Consider the following 21,419-nt stretch of genomic DNA (forward strand, 5'->3'; position numbering starts at 1 on the left):
GGCCCCAGAAGCATGGCTCTATCGTGACCAGCCAGTGTCAGATAGTCACTGTCGCAGTCTTCGCGGACACCGCCTACCTAGACACTGGTCATTCGGGGCAACTTGCTGTCGTCTCTACGACAGCCCACAGCCTTGCGGCTGTCGACGGAGAGAACCAGCGGAGGCGACATGACGGATGACGCCTGGCCTGTTCGGCTCACCGAACTGCTGAACCTGGTGCGCGTCGAACCGATCGGGACGCGATATACAGAGTGGGGCTGCCCGGTAAAGCACTCAACCGGCACGCACGGGTTCTACTGCGACTACAAGTCCAAAACGAGTGGCACGGGGTTGGGTATTTGGAATTTGCGTCGAAGGGCTTTAGGACCTTCCGCCGACGATCGACCAGAATCACATGTGCTGTCCAGAAAAGTCCGGGATGGAGGCCCGCTCGGCCGTAAGGATGGAGTAGAGCAGGGAGTCTCGCCAGGTGCCGCTGGTGTAGACGTGGTCGCGGAGGTGGCCTTCGTACTGCATGCCGAGTCGTTTGGCGACGGCGATGGAGGCGGCGTTCTCGGGACCGATGGCGGCGGTGATGCGGTGTAGGCCGAGCTGGTCGAAGCCGAAGGTGATGAGGGTGCGGGCGGCGTCGGTGGCGTAGCCGTGGCCCCAGTGGTCGGCGCGGATGGCGTACCCGAGCTTGGCGGCCTGGACGCCGCTGAGTCCGAGTCGTCCGAAGCCGATCATGCGGTCGTCGGTGTCGGTAATAGCGAGGTAATACTCCGTGCGGGGCGTTTGGTGTGCCCGAGTGACTACCCCGTCGATCATCGCGGCGGCTGCGGCTTCATCGCGGCTGTCGTAGGAGAGCCAGCGGGTGACCCGGTCGTCGCCGACGATCGCAAGGGTGTCGGCCAGATCGTCGGCGCGGAATTCGCGCAGCCTGACGGCATGGCCGGTCAGGTTGACGGGGTGCATGATTCCGATCCTGCCCTATCGCCGGCGGGCGTTGGCGGGGTGTGGGTGAAGTGCTCAATGCCGTCGATGAGGTCGCGGGCGTCGCCTGCGAGTTCGGCGCTGGTGACGGCCTGGCGGAAGCCATGTTCTCACCTGTTGACGGTAAGCCAGTCGACGGGCATGGGTCTGCGTTGATGGCTAGCCTGTCCGTGTGCGGCAGGCGGATCCGCAGCGTGAGTACCAGATGGCACGGCGTTGGAGTTGGTGCTCGGTGAGTTCATCGAGGCAGTACGGGCTGGCGTGACCGTGCCGTTGTCCCCAAGGATGGCGAGGTGGTTGCGGTGATCGTGTCACCGGAGGTTGCCGAGGCTGGCCGGCAGGCTCTTGGTCGTTAGCCTCTGCGACCTGTAGCCGCCGGCTATACGAGTCTGCTGGTGTAGCCGGCGTCGACCAGTCGGGCGTACGCGAGTTCGACTTCAGCGGGTACGTCCTGGGCGATGGCGAAGCCGAGTTCGGCGTACTTGGTGATGCGTTGGGTGTCGCCGACGAGCATGTTGATGACCTTGTCGACGTCACCGATGCTGGTCACGTAGTCGTCCAGTGACAATGGGTGCGACGCGCAGATGACGTCGACCTCGGGCCAGAGCTTCTTGCAGGTGGCATAGGCACGTCGCTGCTGGTACGGCCGGGACATGAGGCTGACTGACCTGACCTCGATGCGGTGCTCGGCCAGGAGCTCGCGGGTCAGTTCGATGTTCTGCCCGGTGTTCCTGGCCTGCGTCTCGATGAGGATGGCGGCAGCCGGCACGCCGTGGTCGATGGCGTATTCGCGGTAGTGGACGGCTTCGCCTCGGGGGAAGCGTTCGATCGTGGTGGGAGCGTTGGCGCCGGTGAAGACGAGGCGCGGGTACATGCCCCGGCGGAAGAGATCCGTAGCGATCATCGCGACGCCGAGGTCATGACTACCGAACCCGATGCCGACGTCGGTCGGGCGGATGTCGTGGTGCATGTCGTGGTAGGTCCACAGGCACTCGACATCAGCGCGCACGTTCGGCGGGATGCTGGGCGTCGTCGCGGTCATGCGTCGTCTCTCAGTCCGGGATCTTAGAGCTGTACCGGGTGAAGCGGAGGTAGTACGTGGGTCGATCGTGCCGCAGGTTGGCCCAATGGCGCTGGTAGCTGCTACGAGTTGCCGCAGTGTGCATCCCGAGCGGGGCAGTGGGCCGGGACCGGGTGTCGGCGTCATCTCCCTGCCGGGCATCGACGGCTGGCGCGGCGGCGCATGATCCGTAGGCTATCTGCGTGGAGCTGACGACGGATGCGCGTGACTTGGCCGCCTCCCTGCTGAGTGAATCGTTGCCGCGGCGGTGGGGGCATGTGCAGGCGGTGGGCGCGAAGGCGGAGCGCGTCTCGGTGGCGTTGGATCGTGGGGACCGGGAGACGCTGATCGCGGCGGCCTGGTTGCACGACATCGGATACGCCTCCCCGGTGGCGCAGTCGGGCTTCCACCCGCTTGACGGTGCGCGCTGGCTGCGGCGCCGTGGCTTCGACGAGCGAGTTACCTGCTTGGTGGCGCACCATACGTGCGCGATCATTGAGGCCGAGGAGCGAGGCTTGGCCGACGAGTTGAATGCCGAATTCGGCCAGGAAGACTCTCCGACACGGGACGCGCTCTGGTACTGCGACGCGACGACCGGTCCGGATGGGCAGGACTTCGACGTGCTTGACCGGCTTGACGAGATTCGGACTCGGTACGGCCCTGACGACCTGGTCACCCGGTTCATCAATCGGGCCGCGCCGGAGATTGTGGCTGCTGTACGGCGGACTGAGGCGCGTCTTGCTGGACTGTGATCAGCCGATATAGGGCTGTGGGAGGTTGGCGTAGCCGTGGTCGATGCGTAGACGCATCGAGGGGTGGATGTTCAGCTCGTCCAGGGCCTGCTGTTCGGTCCACTCGACGCTTGATGACTCGTCGCTCTCCGTTGGCTGTCCGGTCAGATAGCGGGCGCGGAAGCAGATCGAGAACTGTTGCCGGACTTCGCCGTCACTGTAGGCGATGACGTGGTTCGGGTCGGTGTAGATGCCGACCATGCCGGTGACCTCAACGTCTATCCCGGTCTCTTCCCTGGTCTCGCGCACCACGGTTTGTGCGATCGATTCGCCGACGTCCTGGGCGCCCCCCGGCAAGGCCCAAAGTCCGTTGTCGGTGCGTTGGATGAGCAGGACCCTGCCCTGCCCATCGAGCACGAATGCCGTGACAGCTACAACAATGCTGTTGGGCTTCGGGGCGTGGGGGTCGTGGAAGTGCTCAGTCCGTGCCATGTCTAGGACGCCTCTCGGTCCTGGCGCGTGGGCCGCGATGCGGACCAGATGCGGTCGAAGCTGTCGGCGTACAGGTTGAACAGGTCTCCACCGGCAATCCTACGGAGGTGCAGCGTTGGTGCGTGCGCTGCTGGGAACCCGAAGACGTGCGGGTTGACCAGCATCTCCTCATCAAACTGGTAGATCGAGTTGTAGAGCGTTGTCCCGTGCAGTCCAAGGCTGACTCCGTCGACGCCGTCAAGCTTCTCGTACCAGGTAAGGACGTTACGGATCTTGGCCGAAATCGCATTCCCGATGCCTTCCTCGGCGCCGCGCTGCGCGACTTCTGGTGAGTCCGGGTCACCGAGGAGGATGCGTACCCTCGCTCCGGCTTCCGCCCGTTCCCGGAGGATGGTGATCAGGTTCGGATGCTGTTCGGGTAGGAACAGTCCGGCGTACACCAGGATCGAGATCTGCTGAGTGGCCGTGGTCAGCAGGCGTCGCCAGAGTTCGATCGGGATCGAACCACGGCGCGAATAGATCTGAATGAGTTCCGACTCGGTGACCTCGGCTGCACGGGCGGCCGGAAGCGCGTCCGGCCACAGGTACGACTGAGTCTCGCCGAGCCGAGCCGCGAGCGTGTGCCGATGACGGGGGTACGGAACTCGGTCCTGGGTGATCCATCGCTCGACTGTCTTGGGGTCGACGCCGACGACTGCGGCGAGGTCGGTCGGGGTGAGCCGGTTTCGATGCATGGCATCGCGCAGGCGCTCGTTTGGCATGCCAACCTCCCAAGGACAACTAGGGACGACTTAATTTAGGCCTGGACGTCCTCAGTCGTCCAGTGGTGTGGTGCTCACGCGGCCCAACATTGCGGACAGTGATGGTCATGATCGAGCCATCGACAATCACTGTGAGCTGCATCTTCTGCGCTGGCGCGGGCTGGAAGTACGCCACCCGCCGAACGAGCCTGCGTGTGGTGGCGCAGTCGAGTGGGCGTGGCCGGGTGCTGTCCCGGCGTTCGTGTGTGGACTGCGGCGGCTCGGGTCGGTCGGCGGCTTCCTGATCTGGGCATCGGGGTGGGTGCTGGTCCTCGGCCGTTGGTCTTCCCCACCGTGGCCGTCCGAATGCCCGCCCGCCTCGATGCCCCTCCAACCAACGTGCGGGGGGTTCGTGTGTGGGTACCCGAGGCAGGTGACCTGCTCCGGATCGATGTGCGGGCGTCGGTGCAGTTCATCGGCGCCCCGCCGTTGATCTTTCGGGTGATCTCGGTGAGTGAGAAGGCGACCTATGACGGGTGGGCCTGGATCACCGGCTACGTGCTGAACGCCAAGGGCGAGGCGGTGGAGAAGCGTGAGCTGTTCGTCCAGCCGGCGGGGCTTCAACTGATCCCGGTCGGCGCGACCAAGCAACCGGTGAGGAGGAGGCGTCTTGTTTGACATCCGGGTGCAGCTCGGCGAGGTGCTGCGGATCAAGGCGGCGGACCGGTTCCGCCCGACGGACGGGCCGGTCGCGTTGTGGGTGACCGGGGTGCGCATGGCGTTGAACCGGCCGGAGCGGGGTGAGTGGGTGTGGCTGGAAGGGGTGAAAATGATGCACGACGGCCGTTCCGGCGACCAGACACAGATCCTCGTCCGCGCCAGCCTGCTACCCGCCGAGCGGCCTGAGTCATGAGTACGTACCTGACTGCCATGGTGCGGGACCAGCTCCGGGCGGCGCAGGAGCAGCTTGACCGGCACACCCCGTCGTCTGCGGACGGGCACTGCGCCGGCTGTGGTGAGGAGGGGCCGTGTACGCGGCGGCGGGTGGCGTTGCGGGTGTTCGGTCGCTACGGGTGCCTGCCTCGTCGTTGGCCTGGTGCGTCCCGGCCGGATCTGGTCGGTGGTGCTGGTTCTTGGTCGGGTTGGCTCAAGTCTGCGGGTGATGTTGCCGCGCCGAACGGCTGACCTGTCTTGTCTCGTCATGCTGCCAGGCTCTAGGCTCCTGTATTGACATGACGTGATCAATTGACTTCGGTGGGGTGGCCCGCGATGGCGTACGAGATTCCGACGCCGAAATACCTGCGCGTGTTGAACACGCTGCGGGAGCGCATCGAGGACGGCGTCTACATGCCGGGTGCGGCTCTGCCGTCGGAGAGCCAACTGTGTACGGAGTTCCGGGTGTCCCGCCCGACCGTGCTCAAGGCGCTCGGGATCCTGAAGCAGGACGGCTGGATCGAGTCACAGCAGGGCAAGGGCAGCTTCGTACGCGGACGCCCGGCAGAGCGCCTGTCACCGCAGTACGCGCGGGACGTGGTCGGCCTGGACGAGACCGCCGAAACCGAGATCCTGCACGTCGGCCCGGTCCTGGCCACGGCGCGGATCGCCGCCGAGCTGAACATCCCGGAAGGCACCCCGGTCTACGAACGGCGGCGGCGGACCGTGTCGGAGTTCGGCCCGGTCGACCTGGTCGCCACGTTCGTCCCGGTCGAGATCGCCGTCGGTACGGAGATCACGAAGCCCGGCCCGATCTCGGGCGGGTTGTCGGAGCACATCGCCCGACTCAAGGGACTCCGGGCCGACTACGTGACCGAGCGGATGACGGCCCGCCGGGTCAGCCCGGAAGAGGCCGAAGCCTTGAAGGTACCGACCGACGAGTCGGTGTTCAGCGTGGTCATCACACTCCACCAGTCCTCGGGCGAGCCCATCTTCACCTCGCTCCTGGTCATGCCCGGCAGCCGCCACGAGATCGAGGACACCTACCCGCTGTCCTGACCGTGGCGGCCCCGCTCGCTGTACGGCCCGTCTGCCGTCACGACAGGTTCTTCCAAGCCCAGGCGGCGACCCCGCCGAGTCTGGCCGCAGCTACTTGAGGGTCGCCGGTTCTGACGTCTTGCTCGACCTCGGCGTCGTAGCCTTCGAGATCGGTCTCTTCCTCGACGATCCGACCGAGGCGGTACGCCTCCACGGCTACGGGTAGCGCCGCCTCGTGGGGATACCGGTACGGGATCTCGATGTAGGCCGACTCGCCCCGGTGGACGAACTGGTAGTAGCTGTTGGGGCCTTCCCGCCACAAGGAAAGGTTCGACGGATACTCCGTCACGGTGACGGGTCCCAACTCCTCGGCGACTCTGCGCACAATCCGCTCCCAACCGGCCCGCTGTTCAGCGGTGAGACTGATGGGCTGCGGGTCGGCCTCTGGGTCGTACGTGACGGCTTCCTCGGCAACGATCTCCTCCATCGTTTCCACCAGGGATCGGCCTGGGCGACGGCGAACGAAGTCGATGTCGTAGGTCATCGAAGCAGGGTAGGCCCCAACCCGGAGACCAATCCGCAGGGCTTCACAGGTGTCCAACTGGGACCCATCGCGCCGCCAGCCGTCCACTGTTGATGAATTCTTCCCGCCTAGCCTTGCTTGTACTTACAAGCCGACGTAACTTGGTAGCTCAACCGGATGTCAAAGTGAGTCCGGTTTCTGGGCTAGGAGGCTGTGTTCGTGGTTCCGCTGACGTTGAAGGTGCCGGTCCCGTCCGAGTACGTCTTCCCCGCCGGGGCGCTCTGCCTCGGTGTCGACGCGCAGATTGATTTCGAGCGGCGTGGTGAGCAGGACAACCAGGCTCGGGACAAGGAGACCGGTGAGCGGGTCTGGGTGGTCCGGGTGATGGACCTGGACCCGGAGGCCGGGAAGTTCGGCCGTCCCACTGAGGTCAAGGTGAAAGTCATCGGCGCGCATCAGCCGGTGCCGCCGCCGTCGAGTGTGCCGGGTTATCCGCCGGCTGTGCAGTTCGAGGGTCTAACCCTGACCCCGTACGTCGACTCGCAGCGGTGCAAGTCGTCGGGGCAGTGCAAGGCGCGGATGGCGTACTCGCTGCGCGCGACGGCGATCGTCCCGGCTGGTGCTGCCGCCGTCGCGGCTGCTGCCTGACCGCTTCCCACTTCTGTTCGCGGGGCGGGCCGTTTCCCCGCCAAGAGTCCCGGCCCGCCCCGCGTGTGACCCCACCCCTCAAGTTGAAGGAGGGCCTGGTGCCCACCGTAGTTCGTGCTGCCCGAAAGTCGCCGCACCCCCTGTCCCTCGCCTGGCGGTGGTCGTGATGCGCCGCCTCCTCGCCCGCTGGTCGCGGGACACTGCCCGCGCCGTCGTCAACGTGTTCCGCCGACTGATCGGCCTGCCGGCCGCGCCGTTGCTGGTGGACGAGATCCGTTGTCCGCGTTGCCGTTGCTGGGTCGCGCCGCGCCGGTTCGATCTGATCCACATGGCCTGCCGTACCTGCCGGGCCACGCTCGCCCGTCCCGGTCGTGGCGGTGACCTGCTGTGGTAACCCGCACTCGCGCGACGGCAGCCGGGTGTGACCACTGATGCCACTGATCAACGTCATCCCGGGCGAGAAGATCCCGGTCGCCCCGATGAACGTCCGACTCCCCGCCTGGCGGATCCCCGGCTGGCTCCTCGTCGTCTGGTGGCTGCTACGGGGCCTGATCCGGCTCACGGTCCTCGCGGTCCGGTACTGGTGGATCAGTGGCCCCACCGGGTTCGTGTGGTGGGTGTGGGCGTCCTACGGGTGGCCGACCCTCCTCGCCGTCGTCCTCGGCATCGCGACCGGTTGTGCGGCCTGGTGGCGGTGGCACCCCGCGTCGTGGTTGCAGTTCGGCTGGTACCCGGTCCTGGCTCGGTGGCGGCGACTGTGGGTGTACCGGCGTGGCTGGGCCTCGGTCATGGCCACCTGCGGGCTAGCGACGGCGTTCGCGGGTGACCGGTACGTGCCGCTGCTGCTGTCGGTGCGGTGTGACCGGTACGGCGACCGGGTGACGGTGCGGATGCTGCCCGGTCAGATCCCCGACGACTGGGGACGCGCGGCGGAACGCCTCGCCTACGCGTTCCGGCTCCGCGAGGGTCGGGCGCTCTCGACCAGCAGGCCGGATCGGGTGGTGCTGCACTTCCGTCGCCGTGACCCCCTCGCCGGCACTGTCGCACCACTACCAGTGCCGCAGGTACCCGACTTCACCAGCCTGACGCTCGGTGTCCGTGAGGACGGTGACCCGTATGCGTTGCGGCTGGCCGGCACGCATGTCCTGATTGCCGGTGCGACGAACTCGGGCAAGGGGTCGGTGATCTGGTCGCTGATCCGCTCCCTCGCCGCCGGCGTCCGCTCAGGGCTGGTGGAGTTGTGGGCGTTCGACCCGAAGGGCGGGATGGAACTCGCCGCCGGGGCGCCGTTGTTCGCGAGGTTCGCCTACGACGACCCGGACAGCATGGCCGGCGTCCTCGAAGAGGCCGTGAAGCGCATGCGGTTGCGGGCGGCCCGGTTGCGGGGTGTTTCCCGTCAGCACACCCCGACCGTTGATGACCCGCTGTTGGTGATCGTGGTGGACGAGCTGGCCGCGCTCACCGCCTACCTCACCGACCGGAAGGTTCGCGACCGCATCCGCGAAGCCCTCGGCCTGCTCCTCAGTCAGGGGCGGGCGGTGGGGGTGCATGTGGTGGCGGCGTTGCAGGACCCGCGTAAGGACGTGCTGCCGTTCCGGGACCTGTTCCCCACCCGGATCGCGTTGCGGATGACCGAACCGGAGCAGGCGGACATGGTCCTCGGCGACGGTGCCCGCGACCGGGGCGCGGTCTGCGACCAGATCCCCGAAGCGACCCCCGGTGTCGGGTTCGTCGTCCTCGACGGCGTCCGCGAACCCGTCCGCGTCCGCTTCTCCTACCTCACCGACCAGCACATCAACGACCTCGCCCACACCTACCGGCGACACACCGACGAGCAGGAGCAGGCATGAACGCCACCGTGGGCAAGTCGCGGACGGAACGGGTGGAGGGCGTGGTCCTGGTCCTCATCCTCCTTGTCGTCGGCGGCCTGGCCGGGGCGGCGTCGTTCACCCACGTCCACGACTGGACCATGACGAACTCACCCGCCGGTACCGGGGACTGGTTCGGCTGGGCCAACGCCGCCATCTCCGAACTCATCCCCCTCGCCGCGCTCCTCACGATCCGACGTAGGCGGCGGACCGGCGGCCGGATCGGCTACCCCATGTTTCTCCTCGTGTCCGCGGTTGCCTTGTCGCTGTCGGCGCAACTCGCGGTGGCGAAACCGGGCCTGTCCGGATGGCTGATCTCCGCCGTCCCCGCCCTGGCCTTCCTCGGCCTGTCCAAACTCGTCCTGTCCGTCAAACCCGCACCCCCGTCCGCGTCGTCCCCAACGCTGTCGGCGGCTGAGGACGGGCAGGACGGCGATCGTCCCGAACCCGTACCCGTCCAGATCAGCGACCAGGACGAGCGCAACAACCAGGACGGCGACACCAACGGTGGGGGCGACGACCGGGCGGTGACCGTCGACCTGGTCCAGGTCGCCCGGCAACACGCGGCCGAGCACCGGGCCGCGACCGGACGGCAGATCACCCGCGACGAACTCCGCGCCGTCCTACGGGTCGCCAACGGGACTGCGTCCGAACTCCTGCGCCTGGTCCGGGAGTCCGAACGTCCCGCCCTGGTCCCCGTCCCGGCCGCCGCGTTCGCCTCCCGCAACGGCACCCCGTACACCCCTTCGGCACCCTCGGAGGCCACCCCGTGACCCAACTCGAACTGCAACTCGCCCCCGCCCCACGCAAGCCAACGCCCGGCCTAACCCTCATGTCGGAGGTCCGGCCGGGGTCGCGGGCGGACCGGATGCGCCGCCCACTGGCCAAGGACGCGCTCAAGCAGCTCGCCGAACAGCACGGCGTCTGCGTCCGCCCACTTCCCCTGCACCGCACCGACACCGTGACCGGGCTGACCGAGGTCGTAGAGGTGCCGTGCGGGGCGACCCTCGCGGTGAAGTGCAAGCCCTGCGCGGAACGGAACCGCAGGTTGCGGATCCAGCAGATCCGGGAGGGCTGGCACCTCGCCGACGAACCCGCCATCCGCCCCGACCATCCCACCGAAGACGTCCTCGCGCTGGTCCGGGTCCGGGCACACATGGAGTTCGAACGCGAAGCACTCCAGTACGAACCCATGCACCCCGACCAACGAGCAGCCCAACTCGCCGACCTCGACGCCGGCATCGCCGAACTGGATGAGGCCCTGGGGGAGACGAACCTGCGGGGGCACCTCACCCCGAAGGAACGCGACGACCGGCCACGCCGAAAGCGGTCGACGAAGCGGCGGCAGGACTCACCCGACCTACCCCGGCTCCCCGTCTCACCCCGCACCGTCGGACGGGCGTACGCCGGGAGGGCCGGGAAGACGTACCGGCCGTCGATGCTGGTCACCCTCACCCTCGGCACACACGGCCCCGTTCACTCCCACCTACGCCGGGGCGCCTACGTCGCACCCTGCGAGTGCGGCGACCGGCACGGCCCCTACGACGACGTACTGAGCACCCCGGTCGACCCGGCCAGCTACGACTACCGGCAGGCGGCCCTGGACTCGATCCACTTCGCCCGAGTGCTGGACCGGTGGTGGCAGAACGTCCGTCGCGCCGCCGGTTGGAACGTCCAATACGCCGGGGCCGTCGAGCTACAACGACGCCTCGCGCCACACGCGCACTTCGCCATCCGGGGCACCCTGCCCCGCCGGCTGTTGAAGCAGATCGCCGCCGCGACCTACCACCAGGTGTGGTGGCCGTCGTTCGACCAACCGGTCTACACGGTGGAGAAGCCTCCGGTCTGGGACGTCGACCAGCAGGCATACGTCGACCCGAAAACGCGTGAGCCGTTGACCTCGTGGGCGTACGCCCTGGACGACCTGGAAATCGAAGACGCCCGACCCGCGTACGTGGCCCGTCTCGGGCGGATCGACGCACGCGGGATCGAGCAGGGCACCAAAGACGCTGAGCGATCCATCCGCTACGTCACCAAGTACGTCACCAAAGACCTGACCGACCAGGCCAAGCCACGCTCCGACGCGCAGAAGGCGCACTTCGACCGGCTCCACGCCGAACTGTCGATCCTGCCCTGCTCGCCGACCTGCGCGAACTGGCTCCTCTACGGCGTCCAACCCGACGGGGCCAAACCCGGCCTCACCCCCGGCCGGTGCACCGGCAAGGTCCACCAACGGAACACGCTCGGCTTCACCGGCCGCCGCGTCCTCGTCTCTCGGCAGTGGTCCGGCAAGACCCTCGCCGACCACCGCGCGGACAACCGGGCCTGGATCCGCGCCGTCCTCGCCGGCGACATGGCCGACACCGAGCAGCACGACCAGGAGCAGGCGGCCACCGACCAACCCGAGCGGTACCGGTTCGAACTCGCCCGACCCGAAGACCCCGACGTCCTGCCCCTCGAACACCGCATCCTGCGCGCCGTCTCCGCCCGGATCCGGTGGCGCTCCACCCTCAACGCCGCCCGACAACGCGCGCCGGGCGGCCTTTCGGCAACCGCGTCTCCCCTCTCCCCCGCAGCCTGACCCCTCGGAGGAAGTCACCCCTATGAACGACGATTTGATGACCGTCCCCCAGGTGTTGACCGCGCTCAACGGCGTATCGCGGCGAACCTTCTACCGCTGGCGTGAGCTGGGCATCGCGCCGGAATGCATCAAGCTCCCGAACGGTGAGCTGCGGATCGAGCGGAGCAATTTCCGGGCCTGGCTTGAGCGGCTTCGGGAGGCGGCGTGAAGTCGCGGGAGGTACGGATTCGCAGCATCCAGGTCAACACCCTCGGGGGTCGGAAGAAGTCGTACACGGTCCGGTGGGTCGTCGCGGCCGGGCCGAAGTCGCGGACCTTCGGCACGCGAGCGCTGGCGGACAACTTCCGCTCCGACCTGATGCAGGCGGCGAACCGGGGCGAGGCGTTCGACACGGATTCCGGGCTGCCCGAGTCGATGGTGAAGCCCGAGGAGTCGGTGAGCTGGTTCGGCTTCGTCCGGCGGTACATCGACATGAAGTGGCCGGGTGCCGCCGCGAAGTCGCGGGAGAGCACTACCGATGCGCTGGCGACCGTGACTGCCGCGCTCGTTCGGGACGTACCCGGCCGGCCGGATCCGGCGCTGCTCCGTCGAGCACTACGGGAGTACGAGTTCCCGCCCGCCGCTCGGAAGCTCGACCGGCCGGCGGACATCGCCGCTGCCCTGCGGTGGCTCGACAAGGCGTCGCAACCGCTGACCGCACTGGCGGAAGCCGCGGTGGTCCGTCCGGCTCTCGACGTGCTCGGGCTTCGGATGGATGGGCGGTCTTCGGCGGCGAGCACGACCAGGCGGCGGCGCTCGGTCTTCTACAACGTCCTTCAGTACGCCGTCGAACTGGAACTGCTGGACTTCAACCCGGTGGACAAACTCCGGGTACGGTCCGCTCGGCGGAAGGTCGTGGCCGAGGTGGATCGGCGGGTGGTGGTCAACGTCGGCCAGGCGCGGGAGCTGCTGACCGCCGTGACGTACGTGGGCCAGCGTGGGAAGGCCGGTCGTCGGGGTGAGCGGCTACAGGCGTTCTACGCCTGCCTGTACTTCGCGGCGCTGCGGCCGAGTGAGGCGTTGGGCCTGCGGGAGCGTGACTGTCACCTGCCCAAGTCGGGTTGGGGCATGTTGACGGTGGAGAAGTCCCGACCGGCGGCGGGCAAGCGGTACACCGACAGCGGCGAGGTGCACGACGATCGCGGGCTCAAGCACCGGGGCGAGACGGAAGCGCGGGAGGTGCCGATCCCACCGGAGCTGGTGGCGATCCTGCGCGGGCATGTCGACCGGTTCGGCGTCGATGCGGACGGGAGGCTGTTCCGCAGTGAGCGGGGCAACGTGGTGGCGTCCTCGACGTACTCCCGAGTCTGGGAGGAGGCGCGGATCCTGAGCCTGCCTCCGGACCGGGCGGCCTCTCCCCTGGCCGGGCGCCCGTACGACCTGCGGCACGCCGGGGTGTCGCTCTGGCTGAACGCGGGCCTACCCGCACCGGAGGTCGCCGAACGGGCCGGTCACTCGGTGGACGTGCTGCTCAAGGTGTACGCGAAGTGCATCGACGGAGATCGGAGCAGGATGAACGAGCGCATCGAGGCGGCGCTCAGCCAGTGATCGATTTCTGTCCTCCGTGCCAGGATCGTCGGATGCTCGCGTCTGTTGAGATCAGGACCGTCCTTGCCATGGCCGATTCGCCCGTCCACAACCTTCACTGGCAGCCCAAGCTCGCCCTGAGTATGGACTGTTTCACCTGTGAGCGGACGGGCCGGACAACGTGGCTGACGGTTGGGGCGGAGCGGGCCGTCTGCACGGGTGACGGCAGGGACGGGCAGCACTACAGCGCTGCACGGATCGCCACCTTCGACCACACCGACGAACGGCATCAGACCAGCTTGCGTGTGGTGGTGGACTACTGGTGGGCACCCTTCCACGATGCCAAGCGAGACATTGCCGCCGCTGTCCTCACCCGCACACCATGGGTGCGGCACTACCTTGGCTACCGCTGCCCCCAACAGGAAGAGTCGGGAGAGTTCAGCATTAAGACGAACCTGAACCGGCCCGTCTCACAGACCTGCCAGCACTGTTCGGCGTCTCTGTGTGAGAGCCGGGACGCTCCCCAGGTTCGTCTTCTGATGGACCCGCGATGATCACCGTTAGGATCCGAGAGGCCGTGGCTGACGCTGCGGCCTCTCGTGTTTTGCGGCCTCTGAGCTGCGCAAACACTGCCCCGCAGAGGCTCAAGATCATTGCACGTATTTTGCACGACCAGCGACAAACGGTGGCTACAGGCGACCTACGACTGCCTACGAGATCACATCGACCGGGAAACATTCCTGCTGGTCAGGTGACGTTTTTGCTGATCTTCGAGGTGCCCCCGGCAGGATTCGAACCTGCGACACACGGTTTAGGAAACCGATGCTCTATCCCCTGAGCTACGAGGGCGCGAGGCTACAGGGTACCTAGCAGCGGCGGCCGGCGGGCGACAGGGACCCTCAGGAACCATCAACGCTGGCAGCGCCGCGTGCGGATCACACACGGATGGCACACCGCGGCGGGGGCCGGGCCCGACCGACACCGGCGCGCAGCACCAGACAGCATCATCCACCAAGTGTCACCACCCACGGAGCACACAGCGCGCACACGCGTGAAGATCATATATTGGGTTACCACCGTGACCAGAGATGGAACGAGGGCGGGAGGAACAATCCGGGCCATGGCGCGTGTGTGGCGACGGCGGACCCGCGAATACGTGAAGGCGCATCTGCTCAGCGCCGCCCTGATCGAGATCAGGACACTCGCGTACCTGCCCGACACCGCGAATCATCCCACCGGGCACCTGGAGCAGATCCGCCTGATCGCCGACGCCTGTCACAACCTGCCCACCACAGGCGGCGTACGCCGCGACGGGTTCGACCCGTTCGTGTACCTGTGGCAGACCACCAACGCGTACCAGCGTGCCTGGCTGGTACGCCATCTGGACGAGGCGGGGGTCGACTACCGCTATCTCGCCCAGAGCGCGCCCTGGCCACCACCGTCGACCCCGCCCGCGCTCCGGCCGACGCTCCGCTGGGGCGGATGGCAGCTCCCCCGGAACCCCACAGCGTTCAAAGCCCTCGACACCTCGACCCTTCGTAGCCTCGAACGGGAAGCCCTCGCACTCGACAAGCCAACTGGCAAAAACCACGAATGGCGGCTGTCTCACCTACACCCCGACGCGAACCACATCCTGCGCCCCAGCCGCCCCGACGAAAACCTGTTCCGGCCCAACGGACCGGCAGACCTCGTCGAGTACCGCGCCATCGTGACGATGATCGACGGCGCCGTCATCGTCGACCATTTCCGGCTCCGGGAGTCCAGCTTCGCCGCCCTACCCGCCAACCTCACCCGTACCCGCCGCTACCAACTCGCCTCCACACCCCGACGCCGCCGGGAGCGCGATACCTACCTCTGGGGCCGAGACCACCGCGCTTCGGAAGAAACCTGTCCAGCCTGCTAATAGCTGGCGGCACAGACCCACAGGCATTGATTCGCCAGACCCTCGCCCCGCCTCAACACGCCCATCGCAGCGCCCGCTCCGGATGGAGTAACCGCCAACCTCTGCTATCCGTCGGACAGGCTCAGACCCCGGTAGTCGCGCTCAGCAATGGGCACGCCCGCAGCGGCCCCTACTGGCTTCACGAACGTCTTCGCCGCGCCCTTCCGACTCCACCCCCTGCCCGGCAGCATTCAGTGCGCTGACGCCGACCTGGGAGGCGCCCGATCTGTGCGGTGCAATGCGGTGGTAGGTCGCATTGCATAACTCCGCCCCGTGGCCGCTCAGACTTGCGATGGCCCTGATCAATTGGTCTGCCAACTGCGCAGGGTCAAGGCCGTCGCTTCTGCTGCGCAGCCCCAGGAGAGCATGACACCCGCGCCGCCGTGCCCGTAGTTGTAGATGACTCTTGTGCCGTCGAGTTGCTGTTCCTCGACGCGGACGGCGGAGCGGGTGGGGAGCAGTCCGACGCGATGGCCGATGACCTGGGCGCCGCGGATCCGCGGCTCGACCTCGGCGCACCGGTCGATGATCGACGCGGCGATGCTTGGGTCTGCCGTACGGTCCCAGACACCTGGCTCGGCCGTGCCTCCCAGGACCAGGGTGTCCCCGTGCGGATAGAAGTGCAGCAGGTCCGGCGAGAGCCCGGTGTCTTCGGAGAAGAACTCTGTGATGCCGGGGTTCTCGACCACGACGAGCTGACCACGGATCGGATTCAGGCCCGGATCTGGTACGAGGTCCCGGGCGCCCATCCCCGCGCATACGACGACGACCGGTGCGAGAGCGACGACGTCGGCGAGCGAACCGACCTCGCGGATCTCAATGGTGGCTCCGGCGCTCAGCAGACGCTGTTGTAGGTAGCCGAGGTAGATCGGCATGTCCACGATCGGCGCCGTGTACCGCCATCCCGTGCTGAAACCAGGCGGCAACTCGCTGGCATCACATATGTGGAACTGATCGAGCTGACCGCTCCACTCCGGCGGCGCTGCCGGCGCTCGGGAGGCTTCGATACCGCAGACGAGGCGTACTCCGCTCCGGTCTCCAGGTAGGGGCCCCACATCGCCCCCGCCGCGAAGGATGTGGTCTGGCGACGTGACTCGGCCGACCACATCTGGACCCGGAAGCCGGCTTCGGCAAGGCAGACGGCGGTGGTGAGACCGGAGACGCCGGCGCCCACAACCAGAACATCGAGGCGTCCGCCGGTCTCCCTCGACCCTAGCGTCTGGTCAGGCTGAAACACGAGCACGTCGCACGGCCGGAGGGCGTCCTGTCTGCGCCACGCCACGAACAAAAATCAGTGCGTCTGCCTGTACTCAAGCTGAGCCGCGGCGTTGTTGGCGGCAAGCCACCCGGTGACATTGCCGCAGTCGTGGTAGGCGCCGGTTACCGACGAGACGAGAATGTCGTGGTCGCGCCCGTAGGCGACCAAGGCGTCCGTGTTCTGGTATTCGCCGTTGGTGGCACTCGGGGTGAGCTTGTCGAGATAACCGAAGAAGTCAGCGGACACAAGGCAGCGACTGATGTTGATATATCCGGTTGGCTGACTGTAGTCGGTGGGCTTTTCGACGATGTCATCGAGGATGTCTCGTTCGCCTCGTCGAGTTGTGGTGAGGATGCCGTACTTATATGCCTCGCGGCCGTCGACGGTGACCGCCGCGATGGCGCCGGGTGTACCTGCACCATCGCGGCGTTGGACCAGGTCGGCGAGGTCGGATCCGCCGTCGGCACGCAGGAGCACATCGTCCCCGCCGAGGAGGAGGAAGTCGTCGTCGCCGACGAAATCACGGGCGATCATGGCCGGCACGGCGGTGCCGTACCGGCCGTCACGGGGTTGTTCAAGGAAGGTGAAGTTCGCTAGCTCGTGAAGGCGGGCGGCGGGTTCCCATTTTTTGTCCCACCCTCGGCCGTGAAAGTAGGCCTCTGTGTCGGGGTCCGGGGAGAAGTAATGGCGGACCTGCTCGCCCGCCTGACCAGGGGCGGTGACGATAGCGATCTGAGTGACACCGGCATTGATGCAGTCTTCGATCATGTACTGCACGACGGGTTTAGTGAGGATCGGCAACATGCACTTGTTGAGTGTCTTCGCGACGGGGAAAAAGCGGCTGCCGAATCCGGCGACGGCGATGACGGCTTTCGAGACCATGGATTCGTTTCCCCTCGCGCGCTGATAGCCGGATCAGTGTACGCAAGGGAGATAGTAGGTTGTGCTGGTTCGGGACCTTAGTGTCTCGTGATCCTGTTGTCTTGGTGTGATGTTGGTTGTGGTTTGCTGTGTCTCGTGGAGTTGACGTCGGACGAGCGGGCCGAGCTTCGGGCGTTGATCAACGGCACCGAGGTGTCGGCGGTGGTCGGTACACGAGCCCGGATCGTGTTGTGGCACGCCGAGGGCCGCAGGAAGAAGGACATCGCGGTGTTGGCCGGGGTGTCGAGACCGACGGTGGATCTGTGGTTGGGCCGTTACGCCGACGAGGGCGCGGCCGGTCTGTTCAACCAGCGGCCCAGCGGCCCGCGTGAGCAGGTCCCGGCCCGGATCCGGTCGCGGGTCCTGGCCCTGACCCGGATGACCCCGCCGACCGAGACCGGCCTGTCGCACTGGTCGAGCCGGGAGATGGCCGCCTACGTCACCCGGACCGAGGGTGTGGCGGTTTCCTATCACTGGGTGGCGAAACTCTAGCGCGAGCACGGCCTCAAACCCCACCGGTCCGGCACGTTCAAACTGTCCCGGGACCCGGCGTTCGCGGCCAAGGTCGCCGACATCGTCGGTCTCTACCTGGACCCACCCGGCGGAGCGATCGTCCTCAGCATCGATGAGAAGACCCAGATCCAGGCATTGGACCGCACCCAACCACTGCTGCCCATCGAGTTCGACGCCACCGAGCAACGCACCCACGACTACGTCCGACACGGGACCACGAACCTGTTCGCCGCGTTGAACGTCGCCACCGGCGAAGTCGTCGGCGAGTGTGCACCATCCCGCGACGCGGCGGCCTTCCTGGCCTTCCTCAGGAAGGCCGTGGCCCCACACCGGGGACGCCAGATCCACGTGGTCCTGGACAACCTGTCCACCCACACCACCCCCGACGTCCTCACCTGGCTGGCGGCGAACCCGAACGTGCACTTCCACTTCACCCCGACCGGGTCGAGTTGGATCAACCAGATCGAGATCTGGTTCGGGATCATCACCCGCCAGGCCATCCGCCGCGGCACCTTCACCTCGGTCCAGGTCCTCGTCCGGTCCATCCGCGACTACATCACCACCTGGAACGCCAACCCCCGACCATTCCACTGGACCGCCACCGCCGACGAGATCCTCGCCAAAGTCCAACTCGTACAGACCAGCGTTAAGAAACTCGTCGCGAACAACACCAAGTAAACCAATCAGGATCACGAGACATTAGCTGAGTCAGCGAGCCAGGCGCGGGTGGCGGCATTGTGCCCGCCGCGCACCAACTCCTGCGCTGTATTGAGAAGCTGGCAGGCGTGCGGCAGATTCCCCGCTGCTTCCGCGCCGTAGCTCTGATATGCGAGTACGCAGGCGTAGAGGGGACCATCGTCCGCTTCCCGGGCTATGCGCAGAGCACGGGCGAACAGATCGCGTGCGGCCCGGTGTTGCTTGCGGTCCCGTGCCACCCAACCGGCTCCCTCCCCGCGTGGCGTCCGGGTCAGGCGAACAGTCGTCCCAGGAGCGCGCCTTGGCCGGACTGCAGGATGTGCGCCGCCTCCAATGGCAGCCAGAAACACTCAAAACGGGTCGGCTCCTGCTCACCGTCGTGATCTTCCTGGCTCAGCCACCGTGGCGGCGTGGGCTGAGCGCACTGCAGGTGGAAGACGTGACGATGTTGAATCTCGAACCGGTACGGGGTGATGTCGTACTCGACCTCCCCGAGCTTGCGAACGATCTTGAAATGTTTGAGGCCGGTTTCCTCACGGGCCTCCCGCAGAGCCGCATCTTCCGGTGCCTCGCCGTAGCGGATGGTGCCCGCTGGAACCTGGATGCCCACCTCCTCGTAGCTGAAGTCGATGTGCCGGAAGACGAGCAGCCGACCGTCGCGCACGATGTAGCAGAGCACCTTGTCCTCGACGACTCTCTCGGGCATGACGTCCTCTCAGCGATGTGAGGTCGGGCCACAGCAGCATGGCGCCATATGCCGGAGAAGGACTCGACACCGACGCAGGGCCGCTGGAGTAGGCATGGCCGGCAGGGCAGACTGTTCGGATGATCGCTAGCGTCTTCTTCGATGTGGGTGAAACGATCGTCGACGAGTCTCGAGAATACGGGACGTGGGCGGACTGGCTGGGCGTACCCCGGCACACGTTTTCCGCCGTCTTCGGGGCGGTGATTGCTCGTGGCCTGGACTATCGGGAGACGTTCCAGGTGTTCCAGCCCGGATTCGACCTGGCCAAGGAGCGGGAGCGTCGTACTGCCGCCGGGCAGCCGGAGCACTTCTCCGAGAAGGACCTGTACCCCGACGCGCGGCCGTGCCTGGCCACACTGCGGGAGATGGGCGTACAGGTTGGCCTGGCAGGTAACCAGACGGCAAGGGCGGAAACGATCCTGCGTGCCCTGGACCTGCCGGTGGACGTGATCGGCACCTCGGACGGTTGGGGTGTGGAGAAGCCGTCGGTGGCATTCTTCGATCGGGTCGTAGCTGAAGCGGGCTGCCGGGCCGATCAGGTGCTCTATGTCGGTGACCGCCTGGACAACGACATCCGGCCGGCGCAGGAGGCCGGGATCGCGACCGCCCTGATTCGCCGCGGGCCTTGGGGGTACATCCTCGACGACGGAACGATCAGCGAGCGCTGCCTGTTCCGACTCGACTCGCTGGCCGACCTTCCCGAACTGGTACGCAAGCACAACGAATCGGTCGCCTAACTTCCTGGCAGGGCTGCCCGGCCGGTCGTGAGGGCGGCGATTCGTTCGTCGAGCTGGGCGCCCTGTCGACTGTCTCCAAGTACGGGGCGTACGGCTCTGACCCGATCCAGGCCGGTGCCGTACCAGTCGGTGTACAGCGCGTCCACGGCCCGGTTGAGGTAGTCAGCGGCGTGGTCACCGTCGGTGCGGTGCGCGGTGGCGAGATCGGCCAGAACGACGCTGCGTTGCTTTGCACCGTGGCCGCTCAGACCAGCGAGGGCCCTGGTGAGCTGGTCCGCAGCCCCAGCGTGGTCGCCCGCTGCGAGCGCCGAGTAGCCGGCGAAGGAGTGCAGTCGCCCGGTGTTGTAGAAGTCGAGCCATTCGGGTGGGGTGCTGCCGGTGTCGATCGCGTTGGTGGCGAGGTCGATGTGGTGGCGACTGGCCGCGCCCGCCCCCGCACGCGCATCGACCTCTGACGCGACGCAGTGCAGCCAGGAGCGGACCATCGGGTTGACTCCGTGCCAGGTGTGCTGCAGCCCAGCGTCGATCAGGGGTCGGGCGCCGGATGGGTCGTTACTGAAGGCGGGGATGAAGGCCATGTGGCCAAGGACGGCAGCCGCCAGGGCGTGGTCGCCGGCTTCGCGGGTCGCGGCCAGGGCGACGTCGTAGCAGCGTTCGGCAATGGCGGGTTGGCTGAGGTCGAAAAAGGCGAGCCGGGCGGTGAGCAGCGCGGATTCCGCAAGCGCGGTAGCAAGGGTGGGCCGGCTGTTGCCGCTGGCCGCGCGTAGGAGCCCGATGCCGAGCTGGGTGTGGGCATACGCGGCCTCGTAGAGGGGTCGGGACGGGCTGGTCCAATACAGCTCGCGCTGGCACCGCACGATCTGGGTGTACGAATCTGGGTCGATGGTCTTGCCGTGCGCGTGGGCGGCTTGCGGGTCGAGTGACAGCAGTGGCGCGACCATGGGCAGCATGCTGGCGCCGAACAGCGCCCGTAGTACGGATGCCCGGTCCCAGCCGCTGCCGTTTTCGTCTCCGGTAAGCATGTCCCACAACCTCCTGAACTCGTACAGTGTTTCCGCTTGCGGACGCATGGCCAACTCGTCCGGCGTGAGCAGACCGAGATCGGCGGCCGTCATGCCAAGAATGGTGACCAGGTGCTTGCGGTAGCGGGGGTCTGGCCACCGCTCGCCGGTCTCCCACCGCCGCACCGTGTTGGCGTTGAGGCCGCTGTCGGCCTCTCCGGCATGGCTCATCTCGGTACGGATGCGTTCGGCGACCTCTTCGTAGGACCAGCCCCGCTGGAGCCTCTCCCACGCTAGCCGACGGTTTGGTGGATAGCGCCGTCCGGTCATCCGGGCACCTCCGCAGGTCGGATGTCGATGGGTTCACGCTAGCCAGCGCGGCAACAGATCGTCACTACCTGGTTGCGAACGGATGGGTAGTGGACGGTACCGCCCCAGTCGTGTTGCCGGTTTC

26 protein-coding genes and 1 tRNA gene are annotated in these 21,419 nt (G+C 66.9%); 16 read left to right on the forward strand and 11 right to left on the reverse strand.

Annotated features, from left to right (window positions below; all coding sequences use genetic code 11):
• Positions 1 to 390 precede the first annotated feature (390 nt).
• Both ACIBF5_RS06625 and ACIBF5_RS06630 read right to left on the reverse strand, forming a co-directional pair.
• Positions 391 to 954: a GNAT family N-acetyltransferase gene (locus ACIBF5_RS06625; RefSeq protein WP_396808746.1), complete on the reverse strand. Its 564-nt coding sequence runs from the start codon at positions 952 to 954 to the stop codon at positions 391 to 393.
• 397 nt (positions 955 to 1,351) lie between these two features.
• Complete coding sequence (locus ACIBF5_RS06630; protein WP_396808748.1) at positions 1,352 to 2,014, reverse strand: YdcF family protein; 663 nt, start codon at positions 2,012 to 2,014, stop codon at positions 1,352 to 1,354.
• Between the two features lie 221 nt (positions 2,015 to 2,235).
• Between ACIBF5_RS06630 and ACIBF5_RS06635 the strand changes: the two genes are divergently transcribed.
• The gene (locus ACIBF5_RS06635) at positions 2,236 to 2,784 is read left to right on the forward strand and encodes an HD domain-containing protein (RefSeq protein ID WP_396808750.1); all 549 of its coding nucleotides are present in this window, start codon (positions 2,236 to 2,238) and stop codon (positions 2,782 to 2,784) included.
• On the opposite strand, the gene ACIBF5_RS06640 is transcribed toward ACIBF5_RS06635, so the two are convergent.
• Both ACIBF5_RS06640 and ACIBF5_RS06645 read right to left on the reverse strand, forming a co-directional pair.
• Positions 2,785 to 3,255, reverse strand: a complete 471-nt coding sequence (locus ACIBF5_RS06640; protein WP_396808751.1) for an NUDIX hydrolase — start codon at positions 3,253 to 3,255, stop codon at positions 2,785 to 2,787.
• A 2-nt stretch (positions 3,256 to 3,257) separates the two neighbouring features.
• Entirely contained in the window at positions 3,258 to 4,016 is a 759-nt protein-coding gene (locus tag ACIBF5_RS06645) for a helix-turn-helix domain-containing protein (protein WP_396808753.1), read from the reverse strand.
• A 345-nt stretch (positions 4,017 to 4,361) separates the two neighbouring features.
• Between ACIBF5_RS06645 and ACIBF5_RS06650 the strand changes: the two genes are divergently transcribed.
• From ACIBF5_RS06650 to ACIBF5_RS06660, 3 genes are all read left to right on the forward strand, one after another.
• Positions 4,362 to 4,673, forward strand: a complete 312-nt coding sequence (locus tag ACIBF5_RS06650) for a hypothetical protein (protein WP_396808755.1) — start codon at positions 4,362 to 4,364, stop codon at positions 4,671 to 4,673.
• Positions 4,666 to 4,908, forward strand: coding sequence for a hypothetical protein (locus ACIBF5_RS06655; RefSeq protein ID WP_396808757.1), 243 nt, complete (start codon positions 4,666 to 4,668; stop codon positions 4,906 to 4,908). The genes ACIBF5_RS06650 and ACIBF5_RS06655 overlap by 8 nt, the downstream gene beginning before the upstream one ends.
• Positions 4,909 to 5,264: 356 nt before the next feature.
• Positions 5,265 to 5,987: a GntR family transcriptional regulator gene (locus tag ACIBF5_RS06660; protein ID WP_396808759.1), complete on the forward strand. Its 723-nt coding sequence runs from the start codon at positions 5,265 to 5,267 to the stop codon at positions 5,985 to 5,987.
• Positions 5,988 to 6,024: 37 nt separating this feature from the next.
• On the opposite strand, the gene ACIBF5_RS06665 is transcribed toward ACIBF5_RS06660, so the two are convergent.
• Positions 6,025 to 6,510, reverse strand: a complete 486-nt coding sequence (locus tag ACIBF5_RS06665) for a hypothetical protein (RefSeq protein ID WP_396808760.1) — start codon at positions 6,508 to 6,510, stop codon at positions 6,025 to 6,027.
• A gap of 198 nt (positions 6,511 to 6,708) precedes the next feature.
• On the opposite strand from ACIBF5_RS06665, the gene ACIBF5_RS06670 reads away from it, so the two are divergent.
• From ACIBF5_RS06670 to ACIBF5_RS06705, 8 genes are all read left to right on the forward strand, one after another.
• On the forward strand, positions 6,709 to 7,137 hold the full coding sequence (locus ACIBF5_RS06670) for a hypothetical protein (protein WP_396808762.1): 429 nt from the start codon (positions 6,709 to 6,711) through the stop codon (positions 7,135 to 7,137).
• 166 nt (positions 7,138 to 7,303) lie between these two features.
• Complete coding sequence (locus ACIBF5_RS06675; protein WP_396808764.1) at positions 7,304 to 7,531, forward strand: hypothetical protein; 228 nt, start codon at positions 7,304 to 7,306, stop codon at positions 7,529 to 7,531.
• A gap of 37 nt (positions 7,532 to 7,568) precedes the next feature.
• On the forward strand, positions 7,569 to 8,987 hold the full coding sequence (locus tag ACIBF5_RS06680; RefSeq protein ID WP_396808766.1) for an FtsK/SpoIIIE domain-containing protein: 1,419 nt from the start codon (positions 7,569 to 7,571) through the stop codon (positions 8,985 to 8,987).
• A complete protein-coding gene (locus ACIBF5_RS06685; RefSeq protein WP_396808768.1) occupies positions 8,984 to 9,778 on the forward strand; it encodes a DUF2637 domain-containing protein in 795 nt (264 codons plus the stop codon). Before ACIBF5_RS06680 ends, ACIBF5_RS06685 begins: the two co-directional genes overlap by 4 nt.
• Positions 9,779 to 9,837: 59 nt before the next feature.
• Entirely contained in the window at positions 9,838 to 11,586 is a 1,749-nt protein-coding gene (locus tag ACIBF5_RS06690) for a replication initiator (RefSeq protein WP_396808862.1), read from the forward strand.
• 22 nt (positions 11,587 to 11,608) lie between these two features.
• Positions 11,609 to 11,794 carry a helix-turn-helix transcriptional regulator gene (locus ACIBF5_RS06695; RefSeq protein ID WP_396808770.1) on the forward strand — a complete coding sequence of 62 codons (186 nt, stop codon included), beginning with the start codon at positions 11,609 to 11,611 and terminating at the stop codon, positions 11,792 to 11,794.
• A complete protein-coding gene (locus ACIBF5_RS06700) occupies positions 11,791 to 13,173 on the forward strand; it encodes a tyrosine-type recombinase/integrase (protein WP_396808772.1) in 1,383 nt (460 codons plus the stop codon). The genes ACIBF5_RS06695 and ACIBF5_RS06700 overlap by 4 nt, the downstream gene beginning before the upstream one ends.
• Before the next feature lie 32 nt (positions 13,174 to 13,205).
• Positions 13,206 to 13,706 carry a hypothetical protein gene (locus tag ACIBF5_RS06705; protein ID WP_396808774.1) on the forward strand — a complete coding sequence of 167 codons (501 nt, stop codon included), beginning with the start codon at positions 13,206 to 13,208 and terminating at the stop codon, positions 13,704 to 13,706.
• Positions 13,707 to 13,928: 222 nt separating this feature from the next.
• Here ACIBF5_RS06705 and ACIBF5_RS06710 read toward each other — a convergent pair.
• A tRNA-Arg gene (locus ACIBF5_RS06710) sits at positions 13,929 to 14,001 on the reverse strand.
• A 271-nt stretch (positions 14,002 to 14,272) separates the two neighbouring features.
• Between ACIBF5_RS06710 and ACIBF5_RS06715 the strand changes: the two genes are divergently transcribed.
• Positions 14,273 to 15,055: a hypothetical protein gene (locus ACIBF5_RS06715; RefSeq protein ID WP_396808776.1), complete on the forward strand. Its 783-nt coding sequence runs from the start codon at positions 14,273 to 14,275 to the stop codon at positions 15,053 to 15,055.
• Positions 15,056 to 15,396: 341 nt separating this feature from the next.
• Here ACIBF5_RS06715 and ACIBF5_RS06720 read toward each other — a convergent pair whose 3' ends face one another.
• Genes ACIBF5_RS06720 through ACIBF5_RS06730 form a run of 3 tightly spaced genes read right to left on the reverse strand, consistent with a single transcriptional unit; the run spans position 15,397 to position 17,234 of the window.
• The gene (locus tag ACIBF5_RS06720) at positions 15,397 to 16,020 is read right to left on the reverse strand and encodes an FAD-dependent oxidoreductase (protein ID WP_396808778.1); all 624 of its coding nucleotides are present in this window, start codon (positions 16,018 to 16,020) and stop codon (positions 15,397 to 15,399) included.
• Complete coding sequence (locus tag ACIBF5_RS06725) at positions 15,930 to 16,376, reverse strand: FAD-dependent oxidoreductase (RefSeq protein ID WP_396808864.1); 447 nt, start codon at positions 16,374 to 16,376, stop codon at positions 15,930 to 15,932. The genes ACIBF5_RS06720 and ACIBF5_RS06725 overlap by 91 nt, the downstream gene beginning before the upstream one ends.
• Positions 16,377 to 16,385: 9 nt before the next feature.
• The gene (locus ACIBF5_RS06730) at positions 16,386 to 17,234 is read right to left on the reverse strand and encodes a sugar phosphate nucleotidyltransferase (protein ID WP_396808780.1); all 849 of its coding nucleotides are present in this window, start codon (positions 17,232 to 17,234) and stop codon (positions 16,386 to 16,388) included.
• Positions 17,235 to 17,369: 135 nt separating this feature from the next.
• Between ACIBF5_RS06730 and ACIBF5_RS06735 the strand changes: the two genes are divergently transcribed.
• Together ACIBF5_RS06735 and ACIBF5_RS06740 are read left to right on the forward strand one after the other, a co-directional pair.
• Positions 17,370 to 17,765: a transposase gene (locus ACIBF5_RS06735; protein ID WP_396808782.1), complete on the forward strand. Its 396-nt coding sequence runs from the start codon at positions 17,370 to 17,372 to the stop codon at positions 17,763 to 17,765.
• A 42-nt stretch (positions 17,766 to 17,807) separates the two neighbouring features.
• Positions 17,808 to 18,464, forward strand: a complete 657-nt coding sequence (locus ACIBF5_RS06740; RefSeq protein WP_396808866.1) for an IS630 family transposase — start codon at positions 17,808 to 17,810, stop codon at positions 18,462 to 18,464.
• Positions 18,465 to 18,753: 289 nt separating this feature from the next.
• Here ACIBF5_RS06740 and ACIBF5_RS06745 read toward each other — a convergent pair whose 3' ends face one another.
• Positions 18,754 to 19,188: an NUDIX domain-containing protein gene (locus ACIBF5_RS06745; RefSeq protein WP_396808784.1), complete on the reverse strand. Its 435-nt coding sequence runs from the start codon at positions 19,186 to 19,188 to the stop codon at positions 18,754 to 18,756.
• A gap of 119 nt (positions 19,189 to 19,307) precedes the next feature.
• Here ACIBF5_RS06745 and ACIBF5_RS06750 point away from each other — a divergent pair, with 119 nt between their 5' ends.
• Positions 19,308 to 19,964 carry an HAD family hydrolase gene (locus tag ACIBF5_RS06750; RefSeq protein ID WP_396808786.1) on the forward strand — a complete coding sequence of 219 codons (657 nt, stop codon included), beginning with the start codon at positions 19,308 to 19,310 and terminating at the stop codon, positions 19,962 to 19,964.
• Here the strand turns inward: ACIBF5_RS06750 and ACIBF5_RS06755 are convergent.
• Complete coding sequence (locus tag ACIBF5_RS06755) at positions 19,961 to 21,295, reverse strand: multiprotein-bridging factor 1 family protein (protein WP_396808788.1); 1,335 nt, start codon at positions 21,293 to 21,295, stop codon at positions 19,961 to 19,963. The two genes, ACIBF5_RS06750 and ACIBF5_RS06755, sit on opposite strands and share 4 nt — an antisense overlap.
• Between the last annotated feature and the right edge of the window lie 124 nt (positions 21,296 to 21,419).

Origin of the sequence: Micromonospora sp. NPDC050417 (assembly GCF_044458865.1) — a bacterium.
GTDB lineage: Bacteria > Actinomycetota > Actinomycetes > Mycobacteriales > Micromonosporaceae > Micromonospora_G.